This window comes from Streptomyces sp. cmx-18-6 (assembly GCF_046548915.1).
In the GTDB taxonomy this organism is placed as follows: Bacteria; Actinomycetota; Actinomycetes; order Streptomycetales; family Streptomycetaceae; genus Streptomyces.
Genome location: NZ_JAEBEP010000004.1, coordinates 54862 through 75199 on the forward strand (window position 1 = coordinate 54862; position 20338 = coordinate 75199).

General features: G+C 72.2%; 14 protein-coding genes. 1 reads left to right on the forward strand and 13 read right to left on the reverse strand.

What is annotated here, in order from left to right; translation table 11 throughout:
• The first annotated feature begins 45 nt into the window (after positions 1-45).
• Entirely contained in the window at positions 46-978 is a 933-nt protein-coding gene (locus ACLJPL_RS10955) for an aminoglycoside phosphotransferase family protein (RefSeq protein ID WP_411080583.1), read from the forward strand.
• A 74-nt stretch (positions 979-1052) separates the two neighbouring features.
• On the opposite strand, the gene ACLJPL_RS10960 is transcribed toward ACLJPL_RS10955, so the two are convergent.
• The 13 genes from ACLJPL_RS10960 to ACLJPL_RS11020 form a co-directional block, all read right to left on the reverse strand.
• Positions 1053-2756: a proline--tRNA ligase gene (locus tag ACLJPL_RS10960; protein WP_411080584.1), complete on the reverse strand. Its 1704-nt coding sequence runs from the start codon at positions 2754-2756 to the stop codon at positions 1053-1055.
• 69 nt (positions 2757-2825) lie between these two features.
• The gene (locus tag ACLJPL_RS10965; RefSeq protein WP_411080585.1) at positions 2826-3428 is read right to left on the reverse strand and encodes a GNAT family N-acetyltransferase; all 603 of its coding nucleotides are present in this window, start codon (positions 3426-3428) and stop codon (positions 2826-2828) included.
• 147 nt (positions 3429-3575) lie between these two features.
• Positions 3576-4421, reverse strand: a complete 846-nt coding sequence (locus ACLJPL_RS10970; protein WP_411080586.1) for a GNAT family N-acetyltransferase — start codon at positions 4419-4421, stop codon at positions 3576-3578.
• Positions 4422-4623: 202 nt separating this feature from the next.
• Positions 4624-5778, reverse strand: a complete 1155-nt coding sequence (gene ispG, locus ACLJPL_RS10975; RefSeq protein ID WP_411080587.1) for a flavodoxin-dependent (E)-4-hydroxy-3-methylbut-2-enyl-diphosphate synthase — start codon at positions 5776-5778, stop codon at positions 4624-4626.
• A gap of 237 nt (positions 5779-6015) precedes the next feature.
• Positions 6016-7326: a M50 family metallopeptidase gene (locus ACLJPL_RS10980; protein WP_411080588.1), complete on the reverse strand. Its 1311-nt coding sequence runs from the start codon at positions 7324-7326 to the stop codon at positions 6016-6018.
• Entirely contained in the window at positions 7323-8576 is a 1254-nt protein-coding gene (gene dxr / locus ACLJPL_RS10985) for a 1-deoxy-D-xylulose-5-phosphate reductoisomerase (protein ID WP_411080589.1), read from the reverse strand. The genes ACLJPL_RS10980 and dxr overlap by 4 nt, the downstream gene beginning before the upstream one ends.
• Positions 8577-8639: 63 nt before the next feature.
• On the reverse strand, positions 8640-9926 hold the full coding sequence (gene aroA, locus ACLJPL_RS10990; protein WP_411080590.1) for a 3-phosphoshikimate 1-carboxyvinyltransferase: 1287 nt from the start codon (positions 9924-9926) through the stop codon (positions 8640-8642).
• A gap of 252 nt (positions 9927-10178) precedes the next feature.
• Positions 10179-12134 carry an acyl-CoA dehydrogenase family protein gene (locus ACLJPL_RS10995; RefSeq protein ID WP_411080591.1) on the reverse strand — a complete coding sequence of 652 codons (1956 nt, stop codon included), beginning with the start codon at positions 12132-12134 and terminating at the stop codon, positions 10179-10181.
• A 278-nt stretch (positions 12135-12412) separates the two neighbouring features.
• Complete coding sequence (locus tag ACLJPL_RS11000) at positions 12413-13858, reverse strand: aldehyde dehydrogenase family protein (RefSeq protein ID WP_411080592.1); 1446 nt, start codon at positions 13856-13858, stop codon at positions 12413-12415.
• Positions 13859-13989: 131 nt separating this feature from the next.
• The gene (locus ACLJPL_RS11005; RefSeq protein WP_411080593.1) at positions 13990-15270 is read right to left on the reverse strand and encodes an MFS transporter; all 1281 of its coding nucleotides are present in this window, start codon (positions 15268-15270) and stop codon (positions 13990-13992) included.
• 149 nt (positions 15271-15419) lie between these two features.
• Positions 15420-16016: a TetR/AcrR family transcriptional regulator gene (locus ACLJPL_RS11010; protein ID WP_411080594.1), complete on the reverse strand. Its 597-nt coding sequence runs from the start codon at positions 16014-16016 to the stop codon at positions 15420-15422.
• A 43-nt stretch (positions 16017-16059) separates the two neighbouring features.
• Positions 16060-17634 carry a PucR family transcriptional regulator gene (locus ACLJPL_RS11015; protein ID WP_411080595.1) on the reverse strand — a complete coding sequence of 525 codons (1575 nt, stop codon included), beginning with the start codon at positions 17632-17634 and terminating at the stop codon, positions 16060-16062.
• A 149-nt stretch (positions 17635-17783) separates the two neighbouring features.
• Entirely contained in the window at positions 17784-20177 is a 2394-nt protein-coding gene (locus ACLJPL_RS11020) for an ATP/GTP-binding protein (protein ID WP_411080596.1), read from the reverse strand.
• Positions 20178-20338: the final 161 nt, after the last annotated feature.

Genomic DNA, 20338 nt, shown 5'->3' on the forward strand with positions numbered 1-20338 from the left:
GACGGCACGCTCCGGCGAGGGAACGGGAAGGGAAGAAAAAGACGTATGGGTTTCGAACCGCCGCAGCGCCTGGTGCGCGCGCTCGGTGAGATGTACGGGGACGCCGAGGCCGCCGACTGGCTCGGCCGGCTCCCCGCACTGACCGAACGGGCGATCAGCGCCGCAGGGCCGGACCTCGCCGTGGAGCGGGTGGCCGCCCCCGGCGGGCGCAGCGCCCTGGTGCTGCTGGTGCGGCGGGACGACGGGACCCCGGCCGCGCTGAAGCTGGCCCCGCCGCACGCCGAGCCGGAGCGGGAGCGGGCGGCGCTGGCGCACTGGAACGGCTGGGGCGCGGTGAAGCTGCTGGAGACCCCGGAGTCGCGGGGCCCCGAGCTCGACGCGGCCGGGGGGATGCTGCTGGAACGGCTGCACCATGAGGTGTCGCTGCGGTCGCTGCCGGAGGCCAAGGCCCTGCTGGAGGCGGCGGGCACGGTCCGGCGGCTGTGGGTGGAGCCGCCGGTCGGCCACCCCTTCGAGAGCGTGGCCGAGCGGACCGGGCGGCAGAGCGGGGGGATGCGGGCGGCGGCAAAGGCCGATCCGACGCTGGCCCCGCTGGTGGACGCGGCCCTCGCGGCCCGCGCGGAGCTGCTGGAGGGCTCCCCCGAACTCCTGCTCCTGCACGGCAACTTCCGCCAGAGCAAGGTGCTCTCCGGGGAGCGCGCCCCGTGGCTGACGGTGGGGCCGGAGCCGCTGGTGGGCGAGCGCGCCTACGACCTGGCGCGGCTGGTGCGGGACCGGGCGGAGGATCTGATCGCCTCGCCGGGCGGCCCGGTGACGGCGCGGCGGCGGGTGAAGAAGCTGGCGGAGTCGCTGGAGGTGGAGCAGGCCCGGCTGCACGGCTGGACGCTGTTCCGGGCGGTCGAGTCGGGGACCCGTGCGCTGGCCGAGGGGCGGCGGCAGATGGGCGAGGTCAACCTGGAGTTCGCGGGCTGGCTGTAGGTCCGCGCGTACGTACGAGGAGGGCCCCGCGCACCGGGCGGTGTGCGGGGCCCTCCTCGTACGCGATGACGCGATCAGGCCAGGTCGGCCGTGAGGCGGGCGATCGCCTCGTCCACGGTGAGCTCCTCGCGCTCGCCGGTGCGGCGGTCCTTCAGCTCCAGGACGCCGTCCGCGGAGCGGCGGCCCGCGACGAGGATCTTCGGCACGCCGATGAGCTCGGAGTCGGTGAACTTCACGCCGGGCGAGACGCCGGGGCGGTCGTCGACCAGGACCCGCAGGCCGGCCGCGTTGAGCTTCTCCGAGACGTCGAGGGCCAGCTCCGTCTGGAGGGCCTTGCCGGCGGCGACGATGTGGACGTCGGCCGGGGCGATCTCGCGGGGCCAGCACAGGCCCTTGTCGTCGGCGGTCTGCTCGGTGAGGGCGGCGACGGCGCGGGAGACGCCGATGCCGTACGAGCCCATCGTGACGCGGACGGGCTTGCCCTGCTGGCCCAGCACGTCGAGCTGGAAGGTGTCGGCGTACTTGCGGCCGAGCTGGAAGATGTGGCCGATCTCGATGGCGCGGTCCAGGGTGAGGCCGGTGCCGCAGTTGGGGCAGGGGTCGCCCTCCTGGACCACGACGACGTCGAGGTACTGGTCGACCTCGAAGTCGCGGCCCGCGACGACGTTCTTCGCGTGCTTGCCGTCCTGGTTGGCGCCGGTGATCCAGGCGGTGCCGGGGGCGACGCGGGGGTCGGCCAGGTAGCGGACCTTCTCCAGGCCCTGGGGGCCGACGTAGCCGCGTACGAGGTCGTCGCGGCCGACGAAGTCCTCGGCGGTGACCAGCTCGACGACGGCGGGCGCCAGGTGCTCGCCGAGCTTGCCGAGGTCGACCTCGCGGTGGCCGGGGACGCCGACCGCCACGATCTCGCCGTCCACCTTGACCAGCAGGTTCTTCAGGGTGGCGGAGGCGGGGACGCCCAGGTGCGCGGCGAGGGTCTCGATGGTCGGGGTGTCGGGGGTGTCCAGCTCCTCGACCGCGCCGTGCGCCGAGCCGTCGACCGGGGCGAGCGCGAAGGTCACGGCCTCGGTGTTGGCGGCGTAGTCGCAGTTGGGGCAGTCCGCGAAGGTGTCCTCGCCGGCGGCGGCGGGCGCGAGGAACTCCTCGGACGCCGAGCCGCCCATCGCGCCGGAGACGGCGGAGACGATGCGGTGGTCCAGGCCCAGGCGCTCGAAGATCTTGATGTACGCGGCGCGGTGCAGCGCGTAGGAGTGGGCGAGGCCCTCGTCGGTGGTGTCGAAGCTGTACGAGTCCTTCATCTGGAACTCGCGGCCGCGCAGCACGCCGGAGCGGGGGCGGGCCTCGTCGCGGTACTTCGTCTGGATCTGGTACAGCATCACCGGCAGGTCCTTGTAGGACGTGCACTGGTCCTTGACGGTCTGGGTGAAGATCTCCTCGTGGGTCGGGCCGAGGAGGTAGTCGCCGCCCTTGCGGTCCTGGAGGCGGAAGAGGAGGTCGCCGTACTCCTCCCAGCGGCCGGACGCCTCGTAGGGCTCCTTGGGCAGCAGGGCGGGCAGCAGGACCTCCTGGGCCCCGATGGCGTCCATCTCCTCGCGGACCACGCCTGAGATGTTGTCCAGGACCTTCTTGCCGAGCGGCAGCCAGGACCAGATGCCGGCCGCGTTGCGGCGCACGTACCCGGCGCGGACCAGCAGCTTGTGGCTGAGCGTCTCGGCGTCCGCCGGGTCGTCGCGCAGTGTCTTGATCATCAATCGGGACATGCGCTGGACCTGGGCCATGATGAACTCCTGCTCGCAAGGGTGGTGAGCCCGAGGTTAGCCGGGGGGTGCGGGCAGGCGGAAATCCATTCAGCGCCGGGCCTCTCCTGATCCGGACGCGAGGCCCTGCCGCCGGAGCGGGAGGGCCGCGCCCATCACCGCGTACGGCAGCGGGGCGCTGGGGAAGACCACCTGGCGGGCCAGGTCCTGGTAGCCGAGGGAGCGGTACAGGGCGCGGGCCGGGCTGTCCCTGTCGATCGCGGAGAGGATCGACCGGGGGTGGTCGACGGCGTCGGTGATGGTGGTGATCAGGGTGCGGCCGATGCCGTGGTGCTGGTGGTCGGGGTGGACGTGGAGCTCGGTGATGACGAAGGAGTCGTCGAGCCAGCCGTCCGAACCGGTGGCCCTGAGGTAGGGCTCGACGACGGTGGACCACCAGTGGGCGCGGTCGTTGGGCAGTCCGTAGACGAACCCGACGAGCCGCCCCTCGGGGGTGAGGGCGCCCAGCGCGCGGGCCTCGGGGTGGTCGAGGTGTCTGAGGACGATGTGGCGGCGTACGTCGATCTCGTCCTGGCTGAGCCCGAAGGCGGCCGCCTGGACGTGGAGGGCTTCGTCGACGCGTGCGGCCAGGTCGATGGGGCCGACCTCGATGCCGGGGTCCGCCGGGCCCTTCCCGGTGACTGCTGGTGCCATGCGGGAACCCTACTGGCCGGGGCGGGCGGGCCGGAACGCGCGGCGGCCGGGAATGGTTCGCTCAGGGAGTGCGGGGGACGGCCCGCTGCTGGTGTGCCGGGGGCGGTTCGCTCTCGCCCGGCTCGGAACGGTTCGCCCGCGCTCGGTTCAGAACAGCACGCTCATGAAGGTGCCGGTCTCGCGGAAGCCGACGCGGCGGTAGGCCCTGCGGGCGGCGGTGTTGTAGTCGTTCACGTACAGGCTGACGACGGGGGCGACGTCGGCCAGGGCGTAGCGCAGGACGGCGGCCATGCCGGTCTCGGAGAGGCCCTTGCCGCGGTGCTCGGGGGCGACCCAGACGCCCTGGATCTGGCAGACCTGGGGGGTGGCGGCGCCGATCTCCGCCTTGAAGACCACCTTGCCGTCGTCGATCCGGGCGAAGGAGCGGCCCGCGCCGACGAGTTCGGCGACCCGGGCCTGGTAGAGGAGTCCGCCGTCGCCGGCCAGCGGGGAGATGCCGACCTCCTCGGTGAACATCGCCACGCAGGCCGGCATCAGGACGTCCGTCTCGTCCTTGCGGATGCGGCGGACGAGCGGGTCGGGGGCCACGTCGGCGGAGGGGCTTTCGGTGACCATGAGCGGCTGGTTGGCGCGGACCTCGCGGGCGGGGCCCCAGCCCGGCTCCAGCAGCCGCCACAGCTGGGTGGTGGGTTCGGCGGGGCCGACGATCGAGGAGCAGCGGCGGCCGGCCCGGCGGGCCCGGTCGGCGAAGGCGCGGACGGCCTCGGGTCCGGCGCAGATGGGGACGAGGTTGGCGCCGGAGTAGCAGAGGGAGCGGAGCCTGCCGTCCGCGTACCAGCCCCACATCTCGCCGCCGAGGCGCCAGGGGTCGAGCCCGGCGACGTGCACGCGGGACGTGACGAAGGCGTTGGCCACGGGCTCGCTCTCCAGTATGGCGAGCGCTGCGCCGAGGTCGCTGGGTTCGAGGACCCGGGTGGTGGTCTGCGTCAACACGAGGGGGCCTCACCATGCGGTCTGCTGATTTCCGCACTGTACCCAACAAGCCTGTCGAACGCTGCCCGGGTCCGGAAGCGGGCTCCGGGACACGCCGCCCCGGAACACGGGGCACGTCGCTCGGGGACACGCCTTGGATACGCCGCCGCCCCGCCGGGCGCGGGGCCCGGCGGGGCGGTGAGGACAGCGGGAGGCGCGCCGGTCAGCTGATGGAGACCTCGGGCTCGCCGGACGGGATGCCGTCCTTCTCCATCTGCTCGGCGATCTTCAGGGCCTCTTCGATGAGGGTCTCGACGATCTTCGACTCGGGGACGGTCTTGATGACCTCGCCCTTCACGAAGATCTGGCCCTTGCCGTTGCCGGAGGCCACACCGAGGTCGGCTTCGCGGGCCTCGCCGGGGCCGTTGACGACGCAGCCCATCACCGCGACGCGCAGCGGGACCTCCATGCCCTCAAGACCGGCGCTGACCTGGTCGGCGAGCTTGTAGACGTCCACCTGGGCGCGTCCGCAGGAGGGGCAGGAGACGATCTCCAGGCGGCGCTGCTTGAGGTTCAGCGCCTCCAGGATCTGGAGGCCGACCTTGACCTCCTCGGCCGGCGGGGCCGAGAGGGAGACGCGGATGGTGTCGCCGATGCCCTCGGAGAGCAGCGCGCCGAACGCGACGGCCGACTTGATCGTGCCCTGGAACGCCGGTCCGGCCTCGGTGACGCCGAGGTGGAGCGGGTAGTCGCTCTGCGCGGCGAGCTGGCGGTAGGCGTTGACCATGACGACCGGGTCGTTGTGCTTGACCGAGATCTTGATGTCGCCGAAGCCGTGCTCCTCGAAGAGGGACGCCTCCCACAGGGCCGACTCGACGAGGGCCTCGGGGGTGGCCTTGCCGTACTTCTTCAGGAGCCGCGCGTCCAGGGAGCCGGCGTTGACGCCGATCCGGATCGGGGTGCGGGTCTCGGAGGCCGCCTTGGCGATCTCCTTGACCTTGTCGTCGAACTGCTTGATGTTGCCGGGGTTCACCCGGACCGCCGCGCAGCCCGCGTCGATCGCGGCGAAGACGTACTTCGGCTGGAAATGGATGTCCGCGATCACCGGGATCTGCGACTTCCTCGCGATGGTGGCGAGCGCGTCGGCGTCGTCCTGGGTGGGACAGGCCACCCGGACGATCTGGCAGCCGGACGCCGTCAGCTCGGCGATCTGCTGGAGGGTGGCACCGATGTCCGACGTACGCGTCGTCGTCATCGACTGCACGGAAACGGGCGCGTCGCCGCCGACCGCGACCGTGCCGACCTGGATCTGTCGGCTGACCCTTCGGTCGGCGAGCTTGGTCGGAACGGCCGGCATTCCGAGAGAAATCGCAGTCATGCGCTGTGCATCCCCAAGGTGTGGATCAAGGTCCCGATATCGGCGGGCTCCAGGCTTCGAGGTTACGGCACCGGAGCCTGGAGCCATGCACCGTGTCGACAAGTCCACCCTTTGGTGAGCGACCGGACACAACGGGTGTGCCCGGCCGTCATTCGTGGGACGCGTGGGGCGCGCGGGCCCCGGAGCGCGTGCGTCCACGGGCCCCCGAGGTGCGCGGGCCCGTGGACGCGCGGCGGTTCAGGAGATCTTGACCGGGTTCACGATGTCGGCCACCAGGACCAGCAGCGTGAAGCAGATGAAGAGCCCGGCGACCACATAGGCGACCGGCATCAGCTTGGCCACGTCGAACGGGCCCGGGTCCGGGCGCCGGAAGACCTTGGCCACATTGCGCCGCAGCGACTCCCAGAGCGCGCCCGCGATGTGCCCGCCGTCCAGCGGGAGCAACGGCAGCATGTTGAACAGGAACAACGACAGGTTGAAGCCCGCGAGCAGGAACAGCATCATCGCGACCTGGTTCTGCGCCGGGATGTCGAGGTTCATCACCTCGCCGCCGATCCGGGCCGCGCCCACCACGCCGACCGGTGAGTCGTCCGCGCGCCGGCCGTCGCTGAACGCCGCGTTCCACAGGTCCGGGATCTTGGAGGGCAGCGCGATGATCGCGTCGACGCCGTTCTCGATCATGTCGCCCATGCGCACGACGGAGTCGCCGAAGCCGAGCGGCACGATCTCGGTCTGGGCGGCGAAGCCGAGGTAGCCCGCCTTGACGAACTCGTCGGGCACGACCTCGCCGTTGCCGTCCTTCTTCGCCACGTCGTTCTGGAGGAGAACGGCGTTGAGGGTCAGCTCCTGGCCGCCGCGCTCGACGGTGATCGAGGCGGGTCCGATGGTCTTGCGGATGCGGTCCGAGAGGGCCGCCCAGTCGTCCACCTTCTGGCCGTCGAAGGCGACGATCTTGTCACCTTCCTTCAGGCCCGCCGCCTTGGCCGGGGAGACCTGGTCGGAGGACTGGCAGGTGTCGCGCTTCTCGCTCTGCGAGATCACGCACTGCTGGACGCCGGCGACCTCGGTGGTCTGCGTCTGGAAGCCGAAGGTCATCGCGACGCCCATGAAGATCGCGACGGCGAGGATCAGGTTCATGAACGGGCCGGCGAACATCACGATGACGCGCTTCCACGGCTTGCGCGTGTAGAAGAGCCGCTTCTCGTCGCCCGGTTCGAGCTCCTCGTACGCCGCGGAGCGGGCGTCCTCGATCATGCCGCGCCACGGTGAGGTGGAGCGGGCTTCGAGGCGGCCGTCCGCGCCGGGCGGGAACATCCCGATCATGCGGATGTAGCCGCCGGCCGGGATGGCCTTGATGCCGTACTCGGTGTCGCCCTTCTGCTTCGACCAGAGCGTCGGGCCGAAGCCGACCATGTACTGCGGGACCCGGATGCCGAACATCTTGGCCGTGGAGAGGTGGCCCAGCTCGTGCCAGGCGATGGAGAACAACAGGCCCACGACGAAGACGGCGATCCCCAGGACCGTCAGCAGGATCGAGGTCAGACTCATGCGTGCGCCTCCGCTGTCGCTTTAGCCGAGAGTTCCCGGGCCCGTGCGCGGGCCCAGGTTTCCGCTTCGAGGACGTCCGCGACGCTGAGCGGGGTTCCCGGGGCGGGGGCGCCGTGTTCGGACACCACAGCGGTGACCGTATCCATGATTCCGTTGAAGGGCAGCCGTCCGGCGAGGAAGGCGTCGACGCATTCCTCGTTCGCCGCGTTGAAGACGGCGGGCGCGGTGCCGCCGAGCGCACCGACGTGGCGGGCGAGCGCCACGGACGGGAAGGCCCCGGTGTCCAGCGGGAAGAACTCCCACGTGGATGCCTTCGACCAGTCGAAGGCGGGGGCCGCGTCCGGGACCCGCTCGGGCCAGCCGAGGCCGATGGCGATGGGTCCGCGCATGTCCGGCGGGGTGGCCTGGGCGAGGGTCGAGCCGTCGGTGAACTCGACCATGGAGTGCACGTACGACTGCGGGTGGACCACGACCTCGATCCGGTCGAAGGGGATGTCGTAGAGGAGGTGCGCCTCGATGACTTCCAGACCCTTGTTGACCAGGGTGGCGGAGTTGATCGTGATGACCGGGCCCATCGCCCAGGTCGGGTGGGCGAGGGCCTGCTCCCGGGTGACGTCGGCCAGCTCCTCGCGCGTACGGCCCCGGAAGGGTCCGCCGGAGGCGGTGACGACGAGCTTGCGGACGTCGGCGCGGACGCCCGCGGCCAGCGCCTGGAAGAGCGCGGCGTGCTCGGAGTCGACCGGGATGATCTGCCCGGGGGCGGCGAGGGCCTTCACCAGCGGGCCGCCGACGATCAGCGACTCCTTGTTGGCGAGGGCGAGCGTACGGCCGGCCTTCAGCGCGGCCAGCGTCGGGGCGAGCCCGATGGAGCCGGTGATCCCGTTGAGCACGGTGTGGCAGTCGCTCGCGGCGAGCGTGGTCGCCGCCTCGGGTCCGGCGAGGATCTCGGGGAGCGGCTCCCCGGCCCCGTACCGCTCGCGCAGCGCCTCGCGGAGGGCGGGGACGGCGTCCTGGTCGGCCACGGCGACCGTGCTCACCCGCAGCAGGTGGGCCTGTTCGGCGAGGAGGGCGACCCGGCCGCCGGCGGCCGAGAGCGCGGTGACACGGAAACGGTCGGGGTTGCGCAGGACCAGGTCGATGGCCTGGGTGCCGATGGACCCGGTGGAGCCGAGGATCACCAGATCCCGGCGGCCGACCGCCGCATCGAACACGAGATGCGGATCGGCGAGGGGGGCGGGGCTGTCGCTCATGCCCCCATTGTTGCCGCTCCGGCTGTGCGTGGGGACAGCGCGTCCCGGTGGCGCGCGCGTCCGCTACGGCCGGGGGCTCCCCGCGGCCTGGGCGAAGTCCGCGAAGACCTCGTGAAACTGCGGGAACGTCTTCCGTACGCAGCCGGGGTCGTCGAACGTGATGCCGGGCGTGCGCAGTCCGGCGACGGCGAAGGACATCACGATGCGGTGGTCGCCGTGGGTCGCGATCTCGGCGGGCCGCGGCGTACCGGGGTGGATCTCGATCCAGTCGGGCCCGGTGCGGACGGTGACGCCCATGCGGCGGAGGTTCTCCGCGCACGCCTCCAGCCGGTCGCACTCCTTGACCCGGGTGTTGGCGACGTCCTCGATCCGTACGGGGCCGTCCGCGTACGGGGCGATGGCGGCGAGGGTCGGCATGGTGTCGGAGATGTCGCGCATGTTCACGGTGAGCCCGCGCAGCGTCCCCGTGGAGCGGACGGTGGTGGCGTCGGCCCCCACCTCCACCTCCGCGCCCATGTCCCGCAGGACGTCGACGAAGCGCAGGTCGCCCTGGAGCGCGCCGATGCCCAGGCCCGGGACGGTGACCTCGCGTCCGGTGAGGGCGGCCGCGGCGAAGAAGTAGCCGGCGGTGGAGGCGTCGGGCTCGACCGCGTAGGCGGTGGCCCGGTAGCCGCCGGTGGGGCCTCCCCTGTCCGGGCGAAGCCGGGAACTCGGGGAAGGAACGGTGAAGGTGTTCCCCTCGCGCAGCACCTCCACGCCGAAGCCGCGCATCATCGCGAGGGTGATCTCGACGTACGGGGCGGAGACCAGCTCGGTGACCTCGATCCGCAGCCCCTCGGCGGTGAGCGGGCCGAGCATCAGCAGGGCGGTGAGGTACTGGGACGACTCCCCCGCGTCCAGGGCCAGTTCGCCGCCCTTGATCCCGGCGGCCCGGACGGTCAGCGGGTGGTGCCCCTCGGCCTCCTCGTGGCGCAGGTCGACGCCGAGGTCGATGAGGGCCCGGGTCAGCGGGGCGAGCGGGCGGCGGCGCATCTGGGCGGAGGCGTCGAAGCGGTACGTGCCGGAGGCGGCGGCCGCGACGAGGGTGGGCAGGAAGCGGGCGGTGGTGGCGCCGTCACGGCAGTGGACGTCGGCGTCCGGGGCGGCGGGCCCGGCCGGGCGGCCCTCGATGTGCCAGCGGTCGGCCTCCTGGACGACCTCGTACCCGAGGCTCTTGAGGCCCTCGACGAAGCCCTCCGTGTCGTCCGAGCGCAGCGGGTTCAGCAGGGTGGTGACGCCGTCCGCCGCCGCGGCCAGGAAGAGGGCGCGGGCGGTGACGGACTTGGAGCCGGGGATCTCGATGACGGTCACGGCCGCCATCCTGCCGTGCGGGCGGCGGGCCGAGGGGACGCGTCCAGCGCGTGGACGCGCCCCGTGGGCTTCCTTCAGCGCGTGGGCGCGCCCTGTGAGTTTCCTTCAGCGCGTGGGCGCGCCCCGTGAGCTTCCTTCGGTGCGCGGGCGCGCCCTGTGCACTTCCTTTAGGGCCCGGATACGCCCCGTCTAGGGCCTGGATACGCCCCGTGGACTTCTTTCAGGTCGTGGACACGCGTCCTGGGTCATCGGTCAGCGCACCGGCCGGTGCTGGTTGTCGTGGACGGAGGCTCCGGGGGTGGCGTCCGCGATCCAGGGGCCCTCGCCACTGGGGTCGATGACGCCTTCCTCCAGCCAGGTGTACGTACCGGACAGGACGCCGTCCACCACGCGCCCGTCGAGGTCGTCGGTGTTCGACCACAGCCGGGTGAAGAGCTCCTCGACCCGGATGCGGGACTGGCGGCAGAAGGCGTCGGCGAGCTGGTAAGCCTCGCGGCCGTGCTCCCCGGAGCCCCGCAGGTGCTCGGCGCGGACGCAGGCGGCGCTCATGGCGAAGAGTTCGGCGCCGATGTCGACGATCCGGCCGAGGAAGCCCTGCTTGGTCTCCATCCGGCCCTGCCAGCGGGACATCGCGTAGAAGGTGGACCGGGCGAGCTTGCGCGAGGAGCGTTCCACGTACCGCAGGTGCCCGGAGAGGTCGCGGTGTCCGGAGGGGTTGAACTCGGCGTACGTACGCGGAAGTTGTCCGGCCCCGGTGACGAGCTGGGGCAGCCAGCGGGCGTAGAAGCCGGCCGCGTTGGCACCCGCTTTCGCCTTGTCCGACAGGGACTTCTCCGGGTCGATGATGTCGCCGGCGACCTTGAGGTGGGCGTCGACGGCCTCGCGGGCGATCAGCAGGTGCATGATCTCGGTGGAGCCCTCGAAGATCCGGTTGATCCGCATGTCGCGGAGCATCTGCTCGGCCGGGACGGCGCGTTCGCCGCGGGCGGCCAGCGACTCGGCGGTCTCGAAGCCGCGTCCGCCGCGGATCTGGACCAGTTCGTCGGCGATCAGCCAGCCCATCTCGGAGCCGTACAGCTTGGCGAGGGCGGCTTCGATGCGGATGTCGTTGCGGTCCTCGTCGGCCATCTGCGAGGAGAGGTCGACGATCGCCTCGAGGGCGAAGGTGGTGGCCGCGATGAAGGAGATCTTCGCGCCGACCGCCTCGTGCCGGGCGACGGGCCGGCCCCACTGTTCCCGTACGGCGGACCATTCACGGGCGATCTTCAGACACCACTTCCCCGCGCCGACGCACATGGCGGGCAGCGAGAGGCGGCCGGTGTTGAGGGTGGTCAGGGCGATCTTCAGCCCCGCGCCCTCGGGGCCGATGCGGTTGGCCGCGGGAACCCGGACCTGGTGGAAGCGGGTGACCCCGTTCTCGATGCCGCGCAGCCCCATGAAGGCGTTGCGGTTCTCCACCGTGACGCCCGGGGCGTCCGCCTCGACGACGAACGCCGTGATGCCGCCCTTGTGGCCCTCGGAGGCCGGGACCCGGGCCATGACGACCAGCAGGTCGGCGACGACGCCGTTGGTGGTCCAGAGCTTCACGCCGTCCACGAGGTAGTCGGACCCGTCGGGCACGGCGGTGGTGGCGAGGCGGGCCGGGTCGGAGCCGACGTCGGGCTCGGTCAGCAGGAACGCGGAGATGTCGGTGGTGGCGAGCCGGGGCAGGAAGGCGTCCTTCTGTTCCTGGCTGCCGAAAATCTTCAGGGGCTGCGGTACGCCGATCGACTGATGCGCCGAGAGCAGCGCCCCGATGGCGGGGCTCGCGGAGCCGACCAGGGCGAGCGCCTTGTTGTAGTACACCTGGGTGAGCCCGAGACCGCCGTACTTGGTCTCGATCTTCATCCCGAGGGCGCCGAGCTCCTTGAGACCGGCGATGACCTCGTCGGGGATCTTCGCCTCGCGCTCGATCCGGGCGCTGTCGACGTGCGTCTCGCAGAAGGTGCGCAGCCGCGCCAGGAACTCCTCGCCGCGCCGGATGTCGTCCGGCGGCGGCAGGGGGTGCGGATGGATCAGATCGAGCTGGAAACGCCCCAGGAACAGCTCCTTGGCGAAGCTGGGCTTGCGCCAGTCCTGCTCACGGGCCGCCTCGGCGACCCGGCGCGCCTCACGCTCGGTGACCTTGGGTGCTTTGGGGACCTGGGGTGTGTTGTGTGGTGCGGACATGTGGGGCCTCACCTCGCCGCGCGTCGCCGGACGGATGGACACACGGACTGCTAGTCGCTGCCTACTGGTCCGTATGTAACCCGTGTACCCGCGGTTCGGCACCCGCACCAGCCCCCGCGCGCGGACAGCCGCCGCCCGGAGCGCACGGCTCGCACGGCGCGCACGGCGCGCACGCGCGGACGGCCTGAACCCCCGCACAGTGGGTTCAGGCCGTCCGTCTCGCATCCCGCCCGCCCTCGCTGTCCGGGCGGAGGGGCGGGCGGGGTGTCGGTGGGGTGTTACAGGGCGAGGCCCGTGAGGACGAGGACGCGCTCGTAGGTGTAGTCGTCCATCGCGTAGCGCACGCCCTCGCGGCCGACGCCGGACTGCTTGGCTCCGCCGTACGGCATCTGGTCGGCGCGGTACGAGGGGACGTCGCCGATGATCACGCCGCCGACCTCCAGGGCGCGGTGGGCGCGGAAGGCGGTCTGGAGGTCGTGGGTGAAGACGCCCGCCTGGAGGCCGTACTTGGAGGAGTTGACGGCGGCGAACGCCTCGGCCTCCCCGTCGACCTTCTGGAGGGACATGACCGGGCCGAAGACCTCTTCGCAGGAGAGCTTCACGTCGTCCGGGAGGCCGGCGAGCACGGTCGGGGCGTAGGTGGCCCCGTCGCGCTTGCCGCCGGTGAGGAGTTCCGCGCCGCCCTGGACGGCCTCGTCGACCCAGGACTCGACGCGCCGGGCGGCGTCCTCGCTGACGAGGGGGCCGACGTCGGTGGCGGCGTCGGCGGGGTCGCCGGTGACCAGGGCCTCGACGGCGGCGACGATCTTCGGGACGAGCCGGTCGTAGACCGAGGCGTCGGCGATGACGCGCTGCACCGAGATGCAGGACTGGCCGCCCTGGTAGTTGGAGAACGTGGCGATCCGGGTGGCCGCCCACTCCAGGTCCTCGTCCGAGGCGTAGTCGCCGAGGACGACCGCCGCGCCGTTGCCGCCGAGCTCCAGGGTGCAGTGCTTGCGGGGCGCCGACTCCATGATCGAGTAGCCGACCGGGCCCGAGCCGGTGAAGGAGATGACCGGCAGCCGCTCGTCCTGGACCAGGGCGGGCATCTTGTCGTTCGGGACCGTCAGGACGGACCAGGAGCCGGCCGGGAGGTCGGTCTCCGCGAGCAGCTCGCCCAGGATGAGCGAGGAGATCGGGGTGGCCGGGGCCGGCTTGAGGATGATCGGTGCGCCGACGGCGATGGCCGGGGCGACCTTGTGGGCGCTGAGGTTCAGCGGGAAGTTGAACGGCGCGATGCCCAGGATCGCCCCGCGCGGGAAGCGCCGGGTCAGCCCGAGGCGGCCGGTGCCGCCGAGGTCGGTGTCGAGCCGCTGGGCCTCGCCGCCGTTGAAGCGCCGGGCCTCCTCGGCCGCGAACCGGAACACGGACACCGCCCGGCCGACCTCGCCGCGCGCCCACTTGATCGGCTTGCCGTTCTCCGCCGAGATCAGCTGGGCGATCTCCTCGGTGCGCTCCGTCAGCCGCCGTACGACGTGGTCGAGGGCCGCTGCCCGTACGTGCGCCGGGGTCGCGGCGAACTCGTCGCGTACGGCGTGGGCGGCGGCGACGGCCTCCTCGACCTGGTCGTCGGTCGGCACGCTGACGGCGCCGACGAGGCGGCCGTCGTACGGGTTGGTGACGTCGAAGCTGTCGGCACCGGTGGCCCGGCGGCCGGCCACCCAGAAGGCGTGGGGCGAAGTCATGGAGGTTCCGGCCCTTCGGAGGTCGTGAGGAGGTCGTGACGGAGCAGGTCGTGACGGAGGTGGTAGTGACGGAGGTGACGGGCGCCCGGGAGGCTCCCCTCTTGTTGGTCCACGGTAGGGCGGCGGGACGCTCAGGGCGTTTGTCCGGCGTGGAGCGGAGCGGGGGTCGGGTGCTCCGAATCGGCAGGGGCGGTGTCCGCAGCGGAGGACCCGGACTTCTGCGTACGCCCGCCGGCCGGGCCATCCGGGCTGTCCGGGCCGGACGGTCCCGGCTTTGCGCTACGCCGGAGCAGATCCGGTACGAGGGTGAGCAGGCCGGCCACCGCGAGGGCCGCGCCCAGCCAGAGCGGGGCCCGCAGGCCGAAGCGGTCGAGGCCCAGGCCGCCCAGCGCGGAGCCGAGGACCACGCCGAAGGTGATGAAGGAGCTGTGCACGGTGTTGACGAGCGGCCGGGCGTTGCCGGTGCGCTGCACCCGGGTGACCAGGGCCGGGTTCATGGTGACCCCGACGAGGCCGATGCCCAGCATGCAGAGCACCGCCCAGAGGTCGAACCGGGCCAGCAGGGCGAACCCGGCCAGGAACACCGCGTTCAGCGACAGGCCGCCGAGCAGGACGGGGAGGGTGAACCGGTCGGCGAGCCGGCCGACGACGGTGTTGCCGATCACGGTGGCGGCGCCGTACGCGAGAAGCAGCAGCGGGACCGTGCCCGAGGAGAATCCGGTGACCTGGGTGAGGATCGGGTTGAGGTAGCTGAAGGCGGAGAAGGTCGCGCCGATGACCATGGTGCTGGTCAGCAGGGTGATCCAGAGCCTGGGCCGGCGGAAGGCCGTGAGCTCGGAGCGGAAGGTGCCGCTGCCTTCGGGCCGGTCGGTCCGGCCCACGCCGATCAGCGTGCACAGGGCGGCGGCGACCGTCAGCGCGGAGATGGCCCAGAACGCGGCGCGCCAGCCGTACCGTTCGCCGGTCAGGGTGGCCAGCGGCAGCCCCAGCAGGGTGCCGAGCATCAGTCCGTTGAGGATGACCGCCACGGCTCGGCCGCGGATCTCGGGGCGGGTGAGCTGGGAGCCGAGCGAGATCGCGACGCCGAAGAACGCCTGTGAGGCGACGCCGGTGATCACCCGGGCGACCACCATGACCGGGTAGCCGGACGCGGTGGCGGCGAGCACGTTGCCGGCCAGGAAGACCGGGAAGAGGACCATGAGCGCGGTCTTGGGCGGGAGTCGCAGCAGGGCGACGGAGAGCAGCGGCCCGCCGAACGCCATGGAGAGGGCGAAGACGGTGATCAGGTAGCCGATCTGCGGGACGGTGACGCCCAGTCCGGCGGCCATCTGCGGCATCAGTCCGGCGACGACGAACTCACTGGTGACCATGGCGAAGATGCCGAAGGCCAGTACGTGGACAGCACGAGGCACGGGTGGTTCCCCCTGTGGGTGTTGTTCTGCATTGATCGGCATTGATGGGTGTTTTGTATTGATCAGTTCAAAACTCGGACATGGGCGGGCCCGGCCCGTGGACGGCAGGCGGGAACGACGCTCAGCGCATGCGGGTCAGCGGATCGGCGTCAGCGGACCAGGGCGTCCAGGGCGGTGTCGGCCACGGTCTGGACGGCGGCCCGGTCGGCTCCGCCCTGGGCCGCGATCCGCATGCCGCCGATGACGGCGTTGACGTACCGGGCGAGGGCGTCGGGGCCCCGCGCGGAGGCGATGGAGCCGTCGCGCTGCCCGGAGGCGATGACGCCGGAGAGGGACCGCAGCCTGCGGGCGGCGTCGCGGTCCAGGAGGCGGGCCGCCTCCGGGTCGCGGGCCGCGAGTTCGACGGTGGAGTTGACTCCCAGGCAGCCCAGACTGCGGCCGTCCGGGCGGTTGTCGAACTCGTCGGACACGATCTTGTCGAGCAGGGCGCGGACCCGTTCGCCGGGCGGGCGCGTCTCGTCCTCCAGCACGGCGCTCTGGGCGTCGGCCATGGTGTCGAGGTAGCGGGCCAGCGAGCGCGCGAACAGCTCGCGCTTGCTCTGGAAGGTGTTGTAGATGCTGCTGCGCCCCAGCCCTGTGGCGACGCACAGGTCCTGGGTGGAGGTGGCCTCGTAGCCGTACTCCCAGAACGTGCGCATCGCGGCGTCCAGGGCCCGGTCCTCGTCGAACTGTCTCGGTCGGGCCATGGCAGTACTCTAGGGTTTTGGACCGGTCGATGCAATACCGGCTTCAGCCCTCGCCGGGGGTCGCCGCCTCGGTCGCCTTGAGCGCGAGCCACAGCTCCATCCGGACATCCGGGTCGTCCAGCGAGCGGCCCAGGATCTCCTCCACCCGGCGCATCCGGTAGCGCAGGGTGTGCCGGTGCACGCCGAGGTCGGCGGCGGCCGCGTCCCACTGGCCGTGGCGGGAGAGCCAGGCGCGCAGGGAGGCCACGAGGTCGCCGCGGCCCTTGGCGTCGTGCTCGTACAGGGCGCGGAGCATGCCGTCGGCGAAGGCCCGTACGGCGTCGTCCGCGAGCAGCGGCAGGACCGAACCGGCGGCCAGCTCCTCGTGCTCGACCAGGGCCCTGCCCCGGCGGCGGGCGACGGAGAGGGCCTGTTCGGCCTGCTTGTACGCGGCGGAGACGGCGATCGGGCCGCAGGGCGCGGAGAGCCCGACCACCACATCGCTGTCCTCGGCGCCGCCTTCGCGCGGGGAGCGGTCGTCCTGGGCCTCGGCGTAGGCGGCACAGGCGGCGACGGCGGTGCCGCCGTCCGCCGCCAGGACGACGACGCGTTCGCCCTCGGGGACCATGAGGAGCGCCTCGCCGGAGCGGGCGGCGGCGGCCTCCATGGTCTCGGTGAGCAGCTCGAACCCGGCGGGCGCGGCCGCCTCCGCGATCAGCAGCCGGAACGGGGCGTCGAGGAGTCCGCCGTACAGGTCTCCGGCGACCGCCCGGGCGTGGTCGGACTGGCCGGCCAGGAGCATCCGCAGGACGGCGGCGCCGAGGCGCTGTTCGGCGCCCTGGAGGGAGCGGGAGCGGGCGGTGGTGAGGGTGAGGAGGGCGACGGCGGAGTGCACGGCGTACCGCTCGGCGGTTCCCAGCGCCGCGCCCGTGCCCACGGCCAGCGCGCCGCGCGCCCGGCGGCCGGTGCCCAGCGACTGGAGCTCGACCCGGTCCTCGCTGCCGCCCACGACGACGCTGGCGGGGGCGGGGCGGTCCCGGAGGCGTTCGACGTCCGGGGTGAGGCGGGCGGCGCGGCGGGCGGCCCAGTCGGGGGCGGCGGCGAGCACCGCGCCGGAGGTGTCGTACAGCGCGGCCCACCCGTCGATGTGGGCGGCGAGGCGGGCGAGGAGGTCGGCGGGGCCGTCCCCGGCCAGTGCGGCCTTCGTCAGCTCGCGCTGGGCCTCGAAACCGGCGGTGACCGCGCGGTACTGGTCGGCGGCGATGGCGGCGGACACGGCCTTGCTGATGGCGAGGAACGGGGTGCGGCGGGGGACCTCCAGGAGCGGGAGCCCCGCTTCCTCGGCGGCGTCGACGAGGGCGGCGGGAACGTCCTCGTAGTTCACCCCGACCGCGAAGCCGACCCCGGCGACACCCGCTCCGGCGAGCCGCCGCACGTACCGCCGCATGGACTCGGCGTTCTCGGCGTCCAGGTTGGTGGCGGTCACGAGGAGGAGCTCGCCGCCGTCCATGTACGGGACGGGATCGGCGAGCTCACTGGCGTGGGCCCAGCGCACGGGGGTCTCGAGCCGGTCCGCGCCCGCCCGCACGGTGAGCTTGAGCGCCGAGTGCTGGACGAGCGAGGCGAGCGTGGGGGGCATGGGACCGGGAACCCTTGAGGTCGGCGACAAGGTCTGCGGGACGGCGGACCGGCGACGCGATGGGCGATGCCGATTTCGCCGTCCCGTATGAACGGCTGTCTTCGATTCTGCCAGGGCGGCAGGGTTCCCAGGACCGCTCCCGGCCGCTTTCAGCCTGCGAGGTCCACCAGGAAGGGCGGTGCGTGTTCGCCGTCGACGGTGGTCAGGGACAGCACCGCGTGCCCGGCGGGCAACTCGTAGGCGAGCGCCGATGCCGTCCAGCGCTCCCGTTCCACCTGTCGCACGGTGACCGCGTCGGTGGTCACCGCCTTGCCGGTCGCGAGCTTCCGCAGCGCGTGGAGGGCGCGTGTGAAGGGCTGGTCGGCGAAGACGGTGTGCTGGGCGACATCCCGGACCTCGACCCACTCCTTGCCCCATGCCTCCGAGAACCGCTTCCCGTCCCAGGTGGTGATGCCGGAGAAGATCATCCCGCACCCGACCGCGCCCAGCAGGGCCGAGTGCAGCCCTTCGGGCACGTCGTCGACGGTGCGCAGGGCCAGGACCGCCCCGGCGTTGACAGACCTGAGGTGCCGAACGCCCCGGACGGTCTCGGCGGTCAAGGTGTGGGTCGCGTCGTCCAGCACCAGGCAGGCGAAGAGTGACCGGTCGGCACGGGCTGCGGCGGCCGCGTTGAACTGGGCCAGAACAAGGCGGGCCAGCACTTGCGACGCCCCCGCGTGAGCGCGTACGGGAAGATCGATCCGGACCCTGAGCGGGTGCTGCACGAGGGACCGGAGAGGGAAGGCGCGGGATTCGTCGCTGGTGCCGAAGAACCCCTCGAACGCGGGCCGGTCGAGCAGAGCCACCCTGTCGGCGAGGACCGGGGCGGGGTCCCCACCGGTGCTCGCCTGTCGTACCCGGGCGTCCAGCTCACGCAGCATGGCGTGGTGGCCGCCGGCTTCGAGTGCTCGCCGCAGCTCACGCAGTTCGGAGTCGGTTCCCGCGAGGAGCTCGCGAAGGTCCGGCACGGACGGGAAGCGGCCGTGGACGGCACGGTAGGGTCCGAGCAGCTGGCCGAGCACCAGAGCCGCGCGTCGGCTGTCCAGGTTCGGAATGTCGCCGACGAGCCCTTCGGCAAGGACTGCCGCGGCCTCGTCGGGGTCGTTCGTGCCGCCGTACAGATCGAAATCGTGCGCCGACGAGGCGTCGCCGATCTTCACGACGACATCGAAGGCGTCGTCCGCGCCGAGAGGTGTGCCCGCCGCGCAGACGGCGACCACCGCCGTCCTCCCCGCCAGAGCCTGGAGCGCCAGCGTTTCGACGACGGGACGCACGAGCCGGGTCGTCTTGCCGGATCCGGACGGTCCGACCGCCAGCAGAGAGGTGCCGAGAACAGCGGGTTCCAGGGCTGCGCCCGCACCCCTGCGGTCGTAGGGGTTTCGTTCGTCGTCGACATAGCCGCCGACGCGGACCTGTCCGGTCAGCAGATCGTGACGCGCGGCTCGCAGGGGCAGATCCCGGTGTCCCGAGGGATGAAGGAAGGCATGAGGACCCTTGCCCACCACCTCGGCGGCGAACGCCTCGGAGCGGTCCCGATAGGCACGGCCGGTCTCCCATGCATGGCTCAGACGGGCACAGTCGACATCGTTCACACGTTCGTCGCGCACGGCGGACGTGAGCACGTCCGCCGCCTCCACCTGGCCGGCGGCACGCAGCTCGGGCCAGTGGTCCCTCCCTGTTCCGGGCTCGGGGGCAACGGCTTGCGGGGGGTGGGGCCCGGTCGCGGACGTCGGGGCCTCCCTGACGTCACGGAAAGCGGTACGCCACCGCCCCACCCGGGCGAAGGGCCACACGACGACAGAAGCGATCAGGACGTGGGTCCCATAGCTCACCAGTACCGCCAGGTAAGGATTGCCGCCTCCCTGCCGCCAGCTGAGCGGAGTCGACCCGAAGACGAATCGGTGCAGGGGGACGCTGTCGTTCCATACCAGCCACAGAGCGACAAGGGCTCCGAAGCCGGAGGCCAGCAACCGGGCACGGGGCAGGTTGGGGCCCGCGTAATGGCGGAAGACACCGGCCCAGTTGCCCAGACGGGCGGCCCACACTCCGGCCGCGATCACAAAGACCTGGTAGTAGAGGGTTCGAACGGTGTAGGCGATGTCAGGCGCGTACAGCCGGAACCCTGAAATATCCCACCAGTCCGCCGGTGTGAAGACCCTGAGCAGCCCCTCCATGTACGGAACGCGGAAATTCTTCAGAAGTGCCCAGGCCACCAACCACAGCGCCAGGGTGAGCAGCGGAGCCACCAAGGAGGGGCGGGACGGTTTCCGGGCGGGACGCGGCACGAATGCGTAGCGCCAGACGCCGGGGCCGACTACGGGGCGGGGCGTGTTCAGCCAGCGGGCGATCGTCGGTGCACTCCGAGGGGGGTCGGCGGGCCTCGGCGGCGCAGCGGGCGGCGGCCCGGCCGGACGGGGCACTTGGGGCCGGACCCCGCCCGCTGCGGACGGCCCCCACTCCCTGCCGCTCGCGCCCCGTACGCCCCGCGTGCCCTCGTCGTCCATGAACCACTGCCCCCTTGACCTGCCGGTCCGTCCGCTGCCCCGGTCAATCTAGTGCGCGCGCACGGCGAGTTCAGCAATGCGCGCGGATATGGCCGTCCCCGGCCGCCGGCGGAGCCGCATCGCACCAGGTCGGCGGAGGAGTGGCCGGGCATCGGGCCGCT